The organism is Flavobacterium sp. RSSB_23 (assembly GCF_051547145.1).
GTDB lineage: Bacteria > Bacteroidota > Bacteroidia > Flavobacteriales > Flavobacteriaceae > Flavobacterium.
This window is the reverse complement of sequence record NZ_JBPTTO010000004.1, coordinates 54,080-66,674: the sequence shown is the minus strand read 5'-3', so window position 1 is coordinate 66,674 and position 12,595 is coordinate 54,080. Positions and strand designations below refer to the sequence as shown.

The window sequence follows — 12,595 nt, the reverse complement described above, 5'->3', positions numbered from 1 at the left end:
GTATTGCGGTGCAAATTTAGTTAATTAAGGCCTAAAAAAAAAGCGGCAATTGCTGCCGCTTCAAATAAAATTATTTTATCGTTATCTAATTTACAATTAGCTTTTTGGTTGTTGATTTTCCTTCTTTTGTGACTTTGACCAAATAAATCCCTTTTTGAAGATTATTTACAGTTGCAGCAGCTGTGTTGTTGTATTCTTTTTCAAAAACTTTTTGTCCCGAAACTGAAAATATGATAACGTCGCGTTTGTCGTTAGCATTTTCAAAATTGATTTTTACCGTTCCATTAGAAGGATTAGGATAAATCGCAAAACTTTCTTTTTCTAATTCATCCACTGCAAGTATTGTGTTGCAACTCCAAGAGAGGTCATCAAATAGTACTCTGTTTGAAGTAGTACTGTTTCCAGTTATGCTGATTACGACATCTCCGGTTATATTAATATTTGGAATTGTTGTAGTTGTAGCAGTAGCGCTGTAAGGTATCGTACCTACTTCGGTACCATTTACATTGAGTTTAAATGTTCCAGCAGTCCCTGTGTAAATTAGTTTGGTTGTAACTGTCAAATCTTTGATTCCATTGGCTACTGTAGAGGAAGTGAGGGAACCGTTTCTAATGATTATTGCTCTATTGTTTAATGGTTGGTCGGTTCTTGCATCGGTTGCCGTCCAAGTGATTCCGCCATTTGTCCAAGTTCTTACAGCATAAGAAGTAGCATTAGCAGGCATATTTTCGAAATTTTCAGAAGCACAAGTGGTTGTTCCAGCGGCAGGCGCTTTCGTAGTTCCAGTTACCGAAGCACTCGCCACAGAAGCATTTCTATCAGCATCTCTAGCAATTAAATAAAAGGTATAGGTTGTTTCCGCTGCTAGGCCAGTGATGGTTGTGGTTGCCCCAGTTACTGAAGTTTTTAAAGTACCATTTACATATACATCATAGCCTGTAACTCCCACATTATCTGTTGAAGCAGTCCAAGTTAAAGTTGCAGAATTGGTCGTAGTTTCCGTTACTACTAGATTGGTTGGGGCAGTTGGAGCTTCAGTATCAACAGTGCCTGCTTTCCAAATTTCGGTTACATAGTTTGGGTTATCAATAAATGGATTTCTATTGTTTTGTCTGGCATAAATGGCGTTGTTTCTTGCAATTTCCCTTGCGCTTACGGGGTCTTGATTATGCCAAGCTAATAATTGATTTAAAAAAGCAGTGGTAAAAACTTGATTGCTGGTATTGTTGAACATCGCATAGTTGTAACCTGCTACGGTATTTTCATATCGAGTAGCAAAGTAGAAATACATTCTAGCAATATCTCCTTTGAATTCATCGATGGGTTCAAAAACCAATCCGCTGTAACCGGCTGTTGTGCTTGTTCCCAGTTTGCTTCCATTTAAGGTAGTTTGCGAAGGCGTTACTACAACTGAATGCGGATAGTTAGAACGGATTCCGTTTACTTTTCCATCGGTTGGCGTAATAAAATGTGCATCAGAAACCATTGGTGAAAGTTCATTAAAAACGGATTGCGGAATAATGTGTTCTCTGTTATAACAATCACCTTCGTTAGTATAATTACCACATCTTTGAGTGGCTGCAATGCTGTAGTTATAAGGGTCTGTTCCTGCAGGATTCTCCGAATACATATCTAAAACGGAACCATCCTTTTCGAAAAAATTGTCAATGTCAGAAGTTTGATAGGTGACATATAACCCTGCATAATCAATAACAGTATGGTCTTTAATAATGTTGTACAATTGGGTTTTTAGCGTGTAGCCTGTACCTGTTGCGGTGGAATAATATCCAGCTGGAGCTTGGGCAAAACTCGCTGAAAAGAGGACTAAAAAAAGTAGGGAGTAGATTTGTTTCATAATGTGAAATGGGATAAAATGTTTAAAAGTTTGTAAAGCTATTCTTTACAAATGGAACCTAGGTTAAGAAATATTTAAGTTAATGAGATATGTTTTACATATTATTCATAGGTACAAACAATTCAGACAGCAAAAAAAAACGACACAATTGTGTCGTTTTTCATATTGGAACTGGTTGTAATTAGTTGATAATTATCTTTTTGTAGATAGTTTGTGTAGCGTCTTCTATTTTGACCAAATAAAATCCTTTTGGAATAGTGTTTAGGGTCACCGAAGGTTGCGTAATGTTTTCTTTTTCAAAAATGATTTGTCCCAACAATGAGATAAGCTGAACAGAATAATTTTTGTTAGAATTGTTGTAATTAATCGTAAAATCACCGTGAGAAGGATTGGGGTAAATTGAAATTGCATCGATATCAGTTACTTCTTCTTTGTTCACTTTAGTGCTTGTTTTGCTACCAAGGTTGTTGCAAGTGTCTGTTGTGAATGAATCCCATTGGCTTGAAAGATTAAAGGTTGTGCTGGGTGATGTTACAGTTGCTTTTCTTCTCAAGGTTACATCGGCAGCGAAATTAGCCGTTCCTCCATTAAAAGTCCCAATGATATCTATCAATACTCCATTTTTGAACAAACCTACAGCATCATTTCCGTTAAAGGTCAATTCGGTTGCGGCTGTTGAAATATTGGCAGATGTTTTAGGATAGCAAGTGGATGTGATAGAACTATTCACTATGGTAAATTTACTACCACTTGTTAATGTTCCTGACAAAGTTAGTCCCGTGCTCCAAGCTCCGGCACCATTGGTTTGTTTTTTGATGGTATAGCTCGATAAGTTTACTGCCGCTCCAGTGTTATTGGCAATTTCTAATGCTTTGTTGTTCGATGAACCTTCTATATATTCAGAAAAAAGTAAATCGGTTGCTACTGTTCCGCCGCTACTAGTTGTTGCTGTAATGGTAGTACTTTTTGTTGAACTATTTCCTGCAGCGTCTTTTGCAACTACATAAAAAGAGTAAGCGGTAGAAGCAGTCAATCCTGTTATAGAGGCAGTTGTGCCAGTAACAGTAGTTTTGAGAGTGTTGTTCATATAAATAGCATACCCAGTTACTCCCACATTGTCTGTTGAAGCAGTCCAATTTAATGAAACAGAAGTAGCTGTAATAGCAGAGGCTGTTAAATTGGTTGGAATAGTTGGTGCTTGCGTATCAGAAGAAGGAGCGGATCCCCAAATAGCTTGTACATATTCAGGATGGTCTATATAGGGGTTACGGTTATTTTGTCTAGCATAAATAGCGTTGTTTCGGGCTATTTCTCTCGCGCTTACTGGGTCTTGATTGTGCCAAGCTAATAGTTGATTTAAAAAGGCGGTAGTAAAAACTTTGTTGCTAGAACCATCAAACATTGCAAAGGAATAGCCCGCTACGGTATTTTCGTATCGAGTGGCAAAGTAGAAATACATTCTTGCAATATCACCTTTGAAATCATTTATTGGCTCAAAAACAGTTCCGCTATACCCAGATACACCACTCGAACCCAATTTCCCTCCGTTCAAAGAAGTCCAAGTTGCAGTTGCTACATTACCGTGTGGGTAATTGGAACGTTGTCCGTTTACTTTTCCGTCAGTAGGAGTAATGAAATGTGCATCAGAAACCATTGGTGCAGCAGAGTTAAAGGTAGATTGTGGGATAATATGTTCTCTATTGTAGCAATCGCCTTCAACTGAGTAAGTACCACATCTTTGCGTCGATCCCGAACTGTAATTGTAAGGGTCTGTACCAGAAGGTTTTTCGGAATACATATCTAAAATAGTTCCATCATTTTCATAAAAAGAATCGATGTCAGAGGTTTGATAAGTGGTGTACAGTCCAGCGTAACCATTGTCGGTGTGGCCTTTGATGATGTTGTACAGTTGCGTTTTTAGCGTATAGCCAGTACCAGTCGCAGTGTTGTAATAACCAGATGGAATTTGTCCAAATCCAATCGAAGACGAAAGAATAAGAAGTAAAACGTAGAGTTTTTTCATAAGTGAAAGTTTTAGTTAAGTTAATAGATTAGGGTTTTATGTGTTTGGTTTTCAATATTATAATCTAGGTTTAATAACAAAAATAGCTTTTTTTGTTATACATTATGTTAAGAAATAGTAATATAAATATGGTTTTTCTTATTTTTTAATGAAGTATGATATAAAGTTAATTTTTGAGTAATTGGATAGCTATCAATATATCCTCAAAAAAAGTGCTGACGTAAAAGCATAAGTAGTTGCATCATCTGCATAACTACATGCTGATGACGAGATACCTTAAAAAATGGTAGAATTAATTGGTTTTCGGAAACGCTTTATTTTGATAAGCACCCAAATCAGGTGGCAGGGTTCTGCTTGTTCCTAAAATGTCCAATGGAATTAAATAACTAGTATTCCCTTTGGCAAAAGCCGCCGAAGTATTGTCAATGTTGAGTTGGTTCTGATTTACTTTGAAAAATTTAGGGTCTTTGTTTAAAATTATCCCACTGTAGTGAGTGGCATCCGTCTCAAATTGGTACAAAGGGTCATTTGTAAATGAATTACTGCTATTGTTGAATTTAAGCAAACAATGATTGAATTGATAATTGAAAACTGAAGTAGCTTTTTTATTCAACAGCATTTCATTAGAGTAAGAGCCGTAAATGATACAGTTATTAAAAGTAGCTTGCGTCAAATCTTTAGATTCAGGAACGGCGCCAGTAATAAAGTTGCTGACCAAAACTGCAACTTGTGAAGAACTGTTCCAATTGTTATTGAAAGTAGAATGCGTAAAATGATATTCTCCGCCATACAAACAAGCCAAACTCGCTACACCTGCATTATTTATTACAACATTTTCGCCTACGATTTTTCCCGTTTGAGCCAGAATGCCGTAGTTACTTGAATTATAGATTTGAGTATTTTTTAGTTGTACTGTAGTTCCATCGTTATTTTGAATCAAAAGTCCGATGGTTGAATTTTTTATAGTCAAATGGTTGATGCGGTTATTGGTGCTTCCGTTGGTTAGCCATAACGCTCCCCATTGTCCTGCTACATTCGAAAATCCGGGCTCTAAGCGATTGCCTTCAAAAATGACTTCATTTTCTAAAGCATTCGTGGTTGAGGTAGTTCCGTTGATTTGAAGGCTTCCTTGATTGGCAACAATCAATCCAGAATTGGCGTGAAAATGCACTCGAGCACCTGCATCAAAAACAGCTGTTTTTCCCGAAGGAACTGCGGCATAACCATAAATAACATAGGGCTTTGTTTTGGTAAAATGCAACTCATTACCGTTGATTGCATCATTTTCGTCCAAATAAAAACCTTCTATTTTTTCATTGCCAATTGGCAGTGTTTCGGTTGTGCCATCCGCGAATCGCTGTGGATAAAGAAAAATAGCATTTTGAATTAGCGTAACCAATTCAACCGTTTGTAAATTGGCGCCACTATCAAATTGAATTTTATCGGTATACAAAAAATCAGTAGGGTTAGCATCAGCGATACTTGCTGTGGTTTCGATGAAAATATACAAGCTGTCTTTGGCCAACAACGTAATGTCTTTGAAAATCTTACCCGCAGTTCCTTGCTGTCCATCTACGGTCATTCGGTATTTCGAATTGAGTCCTTTCTCGAATTGAATAATCGGAATGTTGATGTCGTTTTTACTTTTATTATAGACTTTTAGTTGGTACGTACTCGAACCAGTATTGGTAAAAACCGTGTCCAAATACACCGTATCCTTAGAAAATTTCAAATCGCCCGTGCTAGCCACAGTTTCAAAATCAGCTCGGCAAGAACCCAGCAGCAGTATAATTCCAAGAATAAAAACAGTAGCAATGGAGCGCATTTCTTATTTTTTTGGTAAAAATAGCGATTAATTAGAATATGCCATCGCAAATCCCACAAATTTGATGGTGATGGCTGTTGCGTTTAAATCTAGTCAATTATATTAAAAAACAGAGATAGGTTTGTACTGACCAATTAGTTCGCTTATTTTTACGGGAAATATAATGACAATGGAAATAGACAAAGAAAAAATGCTCCAATTTTGCAATGACTTTTCGAAGAATACGTTGATGGAGACCTTAAATATAGAATACATTGATGCTGGCGAAGGTTTTTTGGTAGCCAAAATGCCAGTCAATTCCAGAGTACATCAGCCTATGGGATTGTTGCACGGCGGAGCTTCAGTGGCTTTGGCAGAGAGTGTTGGGAGTGCGGCTTCTCACTTTTTTATCAATCCTAAGGAACAAGAAGTTCGTGGCATTGAAATCTCGGCCAATCATCTAAAAAGCATACGCGAAGGTGTAGTTTTCGGCACCGCCAAAATTATTCATAAAGGTAAAACCGTACATTTATGGGAAATAAGAATTACCGACGAAGCCGGAAATTTGATTTCCTTATGTAAATTGACAAATATGGTTTTGTCGAAAGAGAAAAAGTAAGTTTTACCACTAAATTATTATAATTTTTTATGTCCCAGAAAGTTATTGCTGTTTCATCAGCTTTTCAAAAAATGACTACTCAAGCCATTTTATCAATTGTTTTTTTTCTAATTGTTTATGTTCTATTAATTGTTTTAGGTATTTCTATCACTATTTTGGCTGCATATGCAGGGTTTCAAATTATAATTGTTAAGCCAGCCTTAATTACATTTATGATTGGTGCTGGTTTACTTAGTATGGGAATTTTAATCTTGATTTTTCTGTTTAAATTTTTATTCTCAAAGAAAGAAGTTGATCGTTCCCATTTGGTTGAAATTACAGAAAACGAAGAGCCAAAGCTTTTTAAACTAATTCATGAGATTGTTCAAGAAGTAGATACTCAATTTCCTAAAAAAGTTTATTTGTCATCAGAGGTGAATGCCTGTGTATTTTATGATTCTAGTTTTTGGAGTATGTTTTTGCCTGTAAAGAAGAATCTTCAAATAGGAATGGGACTTGTAAATAGTGTTTCAGATATTGAGTTTAAAGCAATTTTAGCCCACGAGTTTGGTCATTTTTCTCAGAGAAGCATGAAGGTTGGAAGTTATGTGTATAATGTGAACCAAATCATTTTCAATATGCTTTATGAAAACGATTCGTATAATACACTTATTAAAAGTTGGGGAGGGGTAAACGCCTATTTTACTTTTTTTGTTTCTCTAGCCGTAAAAATTGTTGAGGGAATTCAGTGGGTTTTGAAGCAAGTATATGAAGTGGTTAATACCAATTATTTGAAAATGTCAAGAGAGATGGAGTTTCATGCAGATGAAGTGGCTGCAAATGTTACAGGTTCATCTCCCTTAATAACTTCCTTGTTGCGATTGGATTTGGCTAGTCATTCTTACAATGCAGTTTTAGACTATTATACTACAAAAGTTCCTGATGCTATTGTAACTGATAATTTGTATCCTCAGCAGCAATTTGTAATGAATTTTTTAGCACAAAAAAGCAAACTACCTATAGATAACAATTTGCCATTGGTAAATATTGATCATTTGAGTAGATATAATAAAAGTAAATTAAAACTTAACAATCAATTGTCTACACATCCAAGTACAGAGGATAGAGTAGCTCAATTAAACCATCTCAATATTGTTAAAGAGGGAAAACCTATACTACCAGCAAGAAATTTATTCTCAGATTCTTATCAGTTAGAAGCCAAGTTTACCGACAAATTATTCGGAATGGTGAATTATGAGACCACAGTTGTAAAAAAAGATAAGGAGTCTTTTGTAGAAGATTTTACTAAAAACTATCATTCTAATTCTTTTGCGGAGGTTTTTAATGGTTATTATGATAACAAACAGCCGGTGTCTTTTGAAGATAATGATGAGGAAATAAATGATTTAGCTTCTGATATTCGTTATCAGGATTTGTTTGATGATAAAAAAGTAGATTTAGTGTATACTGCTTTTGCACTCGAAAATGATAAGAATACGCTTTTGCAAATCGAGAAAAAGGAAATCGTGGTAAAAAGGTTTGATTATGATGGAGAGCAATTTTTGGCCTCTGAAAGTGGAGAAATAGTAAATAAATTGGAACAAGAGCTTACCAAAATAAAAGAAGAGATTGTCATAAATGATCAAAAGATTTTTAGCTTTTTTCTTGATGTGGCAAAGAGTAGAGGCAAGAAAGAGGAGTTTAGAAAATTATATACAAGTTTTACCAATATTGATAAAGATTTTGATAACAAGTTTGATACTTACGTAAAGATGATTAATAATACGGCGTTTTTATATGAGACAACACCATTTGAAGTTATAGAGAAGAATTTAGCCGCATTAAAAGTCATCGAAAAAGAATTCAAAATTCAGATTCAAGATGTATTGGCAAATGATAATTATGCTGATGCTTTAAGTCCAGAAATGCAAGATAATTTTTCAAAATATGCTGCAGAGGATTTGGTTTACTTCATTGGTCAAGAATATCACGATAGTAAGTTAGAAATTTTGTTCAAAGCAATACACGATTATAACGATGTTTTGTCTAAATCATTTTTTAAAGCCAAAAAAGAGTTTTTAGATTTCAAATCTACATTAGTAGCATAAGATATAAATAGCAAAAAACAGCGCAATTATTATGCACATCCTATATTCCAAAATAAACGAACACCACCAATTGCGTTTGCCTTTTGTGGTCTATCGTAAACCCAATACTTCGCAACTCAAAGGTCTTTTTCAATCCGATGATACATTGTATGAAGTAAACGATTGTACAGAGGAAGGTTTTGTTTTTGCGTCTTTTGATGGTGACAAAAACTACATCATCCCCAAAGCAGCCTCCGAAATCCTTTCCTTTTCTTTTGATAAGAAAGACATAGCCATTCCATTACCCGAAATTAGTCATCCAACGGAGAAGGAGCAGAGACAGTATGAACAATTGGTTGCTTCAGGAGTTGCCGCTATTCAAAATGGTGCTTTTCAAAAAGTCGTCCTTTCTCGAGAAGAAGTAGTGAAAATTCAAGATTTTGACATAAATATCGTTTTTGAGCGTTTGCTTCAAACCTATCCCACGGCTTTTGTTTATTGCTTTTTTCACCCCGAGATTGGTCTTTGGTTAGGCGCTACACCCGAGCAATTACTCAAGGCTTTCGGTAGTACTTTCCAAACGATTGCTTTGGCAGGAACCCAAAAAGCATCAGATATCGAAACCGTGATTTGGCCTACCAAAGAAAAAGAAGAGCAGCAATTGGTAACCGATTATATTGTTTCGCAGTTGCAACCGTACACCGATGACTTGCAGATTTCGGAACCTTATACCATTCAAGCCGGCGCCATTTGCCATATCCGAACCGATATCAAAGGCAGTTGGAAAAAAGAAAACACCTTGCAGCAAATCATCCATTTATTGCATCCAACTCCCGCAGTTTGTGGGTTTCCAACAGCAGTTGCTAAAGATTTTATTCTACAAAACGAGTCCTATAATCGCAGTTTTTACACCGGTTTTTTAGGCGAATTAAATAGCGATTCAAGTTCCGATTTGTTTGTAAATTTGCGTTGTATGCAAGTTGAGGACCAAGAAGTGCACTTGTATATGGGTTGCGGGATTACCAAAGACAGTGTGCCCGAAAGCGAGTGGCAGGAAACTGTCAACAAATCGATGACAATGAAAAGGGTCTTAGGCAAAATGGAAAAGTAGCTTGATGAGGAGCAGCAACAAAAGGCTTCTTGGCCAACAATAGTCCCGCTGTCCGTTATATCTTTGCCTTTTTAAAGGAAAAAGACAAAGGATGCCACTACCATCGGGGCTAGAGAGCAACAAAGTGATTTTTTGGATTCTGCTTTGTGAGTCGTTATTTGGGTAAAAGAGAAAATTTTAATCATACAAAGTCAACAACAGTCTTAGCTGTTTAAATAATAATTTATGAAATCGCCATTAGTAATAAGTTTGCTGAAGTAAATACAGATAAATATAAGGCGATAACATATATGACCACTGACAAATAAATTTTACATATATGAAACTAGATATATTAGCCTTTGGCGCGCATCCAGACGACGTAGAGTTGGGCTGCGCAGGTACAATTTTAAAAGAAGTTGCTTTAGGGAAAAAAGTTGGAATCGTAGATTTGACAAGAGGGGAGTTGGGTACACGTGGTTCAGCCGAGATTAGAGACAAAGAAGCTGCCGCTGCCGCTGCTATTTTAGGCGTTTCGGTGCGAGAGAATCTAGCGTTTCGAGATGGCTTTTTTGTAAATGACGAAGCACACCAACTCGAAATCATAAAAATGATTCGCAAATACCAACCCGAAATCGTGTTGTGTAACGCCGTTGATGACCGCCATATCGACCATCCAAAAGGAAGCCAATTGGTTTCAGATGCTTGTTTTTTATCGGGATTGATTCGGATTGCGACCAGTTTAGATAGCGAAGAACAAAAAGCGTGGCGTCCCAAAGTAGTATACCATTATATGCAATGGAAAAACATTGTCCCAGATTTTGTAGTCGATATTACAGGTTATGTAGAACAAAAAACAGCCGCTATTTTGGCCTATAGTTCTCAGTTTTACGACCCCAATTCCAAAGAACCCGAATCACCGATTTCGAGTAAAAACTTCTTGGAAAGCTTGAATTATCGTTCCCGTGATTTAGGACGTTTAACAGGACTCGAACACGCCGAAGGTTTTACTGCCGAAAGGTATTTGGCTGTCAATAGCTTAAGTGATTTGAAGTAAAATTCTAGTATTTTTTTTGAAAAAATCTTTGCAGAAGCAAACAATTGTTCTATATTTGCAACCGCTAAGCAAAATGGTGGTTGTAGCTCAGCTGGTTAGAGTAGCGGTTTGTGGTGCCGCGGGTCGCCGGTTCGAACCCGGTCAGCCACCCAGAATAAAAAGCCTTGAAGAAATTCAAGGCTTTTTTTGTGGTTTGTAGTGAAGGCTATACTTTTTCTATGTTTTTGAGTGAAGTGTTTTTTATAGTAGAAAATCTTTCTGAAAGGAATTTAGCTTGGGACAGTGTTTTTTCATTTTTAATTGCCTCCAGATTTATCTGGAGGAATTAAATTAGCATTTGCTCCAAATTGGCTTTAGCCGAATAAGAAACACATTTTAATGAATGGGCTAAAGCCCATTCCTATTGAAAAATTTCAAATAAATAGTAGGGAGACTTTTGACCCTAAAGAATTACAAATCTAAACTACAATCGCGGGGAGTCCGAGATATTCTAACAACTGGTTCAACGAATTAGTTAGTCTTTGTGAAGTGGGTAATCAAAATATCGTTTTAATTATCCAATTACTCTTTTGTCTTTTGCAACAAATTTAGCAAAAGCTAATAACGCCCCTGTTATCATTATATTTCTGAAAAAGTTTACCATTTCTAATTCTTTTTCCCTTGCTAAATCAGCAGTCATATTTTCAGTTCCTAATTCATTTCCCATTGCTCGAGGTAAGTGAACCAAAATAGCCATTAAAATAACATACAAAGCCATTAGAGAATAAGCTAATTTGTCGTATTTACCAATAACAGCACTTATGATAAATAGTAGAATGCACACCAAAGTGAAGTAGTTCCAAAAAAGTGGAAATGGAATGTAGTCAGGCACAAATGAAGCCCCAACATCAGGTTTGCCAAGGTGCAAGCCCACGTAAAGTAAAAAAGAGAGCGGAAAAATGTATTTTCCTAAATTTAAAATCTTGTCCATTGTAATGAGGTTTAATTTGTTGGAAAAGGTATAAGTGGTCTTATTTCTACCGAACTGTTTGGATATTTAAAAATTGGGCAAGTCTTGCTCCATTCTTGCACTTCTTCTAAATTATCAGATTTACAGATTAAAAAACCTGAAACTAAAACACTATCAGATTCTTTGTGAGGACCAACTTCAACGCGATTGTTAGTTACGATTGAGGCGTCATAATGGACTGGTGCTGTATGAACCAATTTTCCTTGCATTGCGATACTGCCAATCCAAGATTGCCATTTGGGCATATCTTCAGCCATATCTTGTGAAGTTGTTAAGTACCCATTGTCGGCACTTGCGTTTCGAAACAATAATAAATACTCTGTCATTTTTTGAAAGTTTAATTGTTAATAATGATTCAAATTTCAGCAATTAAACTTCCTTGAATGATGACAAAAGTCGATGTTTTATAATTTGGTTTTAAGTCGGCTAAAAACGTCTTTGTTGATGCCTAAATAGGAAGCAATTAGTTTGCTTGAAAGTCTTGTCATTAGCAAAGGGCGGTATTCCATTAACCACTTTATCCTTTCCAATGCTGTCAAAGCAACAAAAGTGTTAATGCGATAAACGGAGTTCGCATAAGATGCTTCAAGGATTTGTTTGTAAACTTTGTCAAACTGCGGAACGGTCTCCATCATTGTTTGAAAAGATTGTCTGTCAATTGCAAAAAGTTCACAGGGTTCAACTGTTCTAATATTTTCTGTTGCTGGCTTGCCGCTTCCAAAACTTAAAAGTTCAGAACACCAATTGTCTTCAATTACAATGTCCCTAGTGGTTTCGTTGAAGTCTTTGTCGTAAACATAAATCTGCAAACATCCTTTGGCAATAAAGTAAACGTATTGACAAGGTTCGCCTTGTTGTAAAAGTTGCTCGTTTCTTTTCGTTTTAATGTGTTTGAAAGAAGAAAGAACCTTGTCTAAATTGGCAATGTCATTTCCAAGCCTGCTAGTTATATGGTTGCGTAAAACTTCTATCATTTCTTATTTTTCTTTTTATGTTTGAAAGGTAGTTAGTTGCATTGGCTGTGCTCTTCTAAGTCTAAGGACTTCGTTTTTTTTTTAAATTATTTTTTCTA

The 12,595-nt window shown here is 36.1% G+C and carries 10 protein-coding genes and 1 tRNA gene; 5 read left to right on the top strand and 6 right to left on the bottom strand.

Annotated elements, in window-relative coordinates:
- Positions 1 to 85: 85 nt before the first annotated feature.
- The 3 genes from ACSVH9_RS08500 to ACSVH9_RS08490 all read right to left on the bottom strand — a co-directional run bounded on the left by ACSVH9_RS08500 (position 86) and on the right by ACSVH9_RS08490 (position 5,703).
- Positions 86 to 1,855 (bottom strand): endonuclease, encoded by a 1,770-nt coding sequence (locus tag ACSVH9_RS08500; RefSeq protein ID WP_438063352.1) that lies wholly within the window; start codon positions 1,853 to 1,855, stop codon positions 86 to 88.
- 181 nt (positions 1,856 to 2,036) lie between these two features.
- Positions 2,037 to 3,878: an endonuclease gene (locus ACSVH9_RS08495; protein ID WP_438063351.1), complete on the bottom strand. Its 1,842-nt coding sequence runs from the start codon at positions 3,876 to 3,878 to the stop codon at positions 2,037 to 2,039.
- Between the two features lie 292 nt (positions 3,879 to 4,170).
- The gene (locus ACSVH9_RS08490) at positions 4,171 to 5,703 is read right to left on the bottom strand and encodes a hypothetical protein (protein WP_438063350.1); all 1,533 of its coding nucleotides are present in this window, start codon (positions 5,701 to 5,703) and stop codon (positions 4,171 to 4,173) included.
- 169 nt (positions 5,704 to 5,872) lie between these two features.
- Here ACSVH9_RS08490 and ACSVH9_RS08485 point away from each other — a divergent pair, with 169 nt between their 5' ends.
- From ACSVH9_RS08485 to ACSVH9_RS08465, 5 genes are all read left to right on the top strand, one after another.
- Entirely contained in the window at positions 5,873 to 6,301 is a 429-nt protein-coding gene (locus tag ACSVH9_RS08485; RefSeq protein WP_438063349.1) for a PaaI family thioesterase, read from the top strand.
- A gap of 29 nt (positions 6,302 to 6,330) precedes the next feature.
- The gene (locus ACSVH9_RS08480; RefSeq protein ID WP_438063348.1) at positions 6,331 to 8,388 is read left to right on the top strand and encodes a M48 family metalloprotease; all 2,058 of its coding nucleotides are present in this window, start codon (positions 6,331 to 6,333) and stop codon (positions 8,386 to 8,388) included.
- Positions 8,389 to 8,419: 31 nt separating this feature from the next.
- The gene (locus ACSVH9_RS08475) at positions 8,420 to 9,478 is read left to right on the top strand and encodes an isochorismate synthase (RefSeq protein ID WP_438063347.1); all 1,059 of its coding nucleotides are present in this window, start codon (positions 8,420 to 8,422) and stop codon (positions 9,476 to 9,478) included.
- A gap of 319 nt (positions 9,479 to 9,797) precedes the next feature.
- The gene (gene bshB1, locus ACSVH9_RS08470; RefSeq protein ID WP_438063346.1) at positions 9,798 to 10,514 is read left to right on the top strand and encodes a bacillithiol biosynthesis deacetylase BshB1; all 717 of its coding nucleotides are present in this window, start codon (positions 9,798 to 9,800) and stop codon (positions 10,512 to 10,514) included.
- Between the two features lie 76 nt (positions 10,515 to 10,590).
- A tRNA-His gene (locus ACSVH9_RS08465) sits at positions 10,591 to 10,664 on the top strand.
- A gap of 403 nt (positions 10,665 to 11,067) precedes the next feature.
- On the opposite strand, the gene ACSVH9_RS08460 is transcribed toward ACSVH9_RS08465, so the two are convergent.
- The 3 genes from ACSVH9_RS08460 to ACSVH9_RS08450 form a co-directional block, all read right to left on the bottom strand.
- The gene (locus ACSVH9_RS08460; protein WP_438063345.1) at positions 11,068 to 11,484 is read right to left on the bottom strand and encodes a hypothetical protein; all 417 of its coding nucleotides are present in this window, start codon (positions 11,482 to 11,484) and stop codon (positions 11,068 to 11,070) included.
- Between the two features lie 11 nt (positions 11,485 to 11,495).
- Positions 11,496 to 11,849 carry a YciI family protein gene (locus ACSVH9_RS08455; protein WP_438063344.1) on the bottom strand — a complete coding sequence of 118 codons (354 nt, stop codon included), beginning with the start codon at positions 11,847 to 11,849 and terminating at the stop codon, positions 11,496 to 11,498.
- 78 nt (positions 11,850 to 11,927) lie between these two features.
- Positions 11,928 to 12,497 (bottom strand): Crp/Fnr family transcriptional regulator, encoded by a 570-nt coding sequence (locus ACSVH9_RS08450; RefSeq protein WP_159686223.1) that lies wholly within the window; start codon positions 12,495 to 12,497, stop codon positions 11,928 to 11,930.
- Positions 12,498 to 12,595 lie beyond the last annotated feature (98 nt).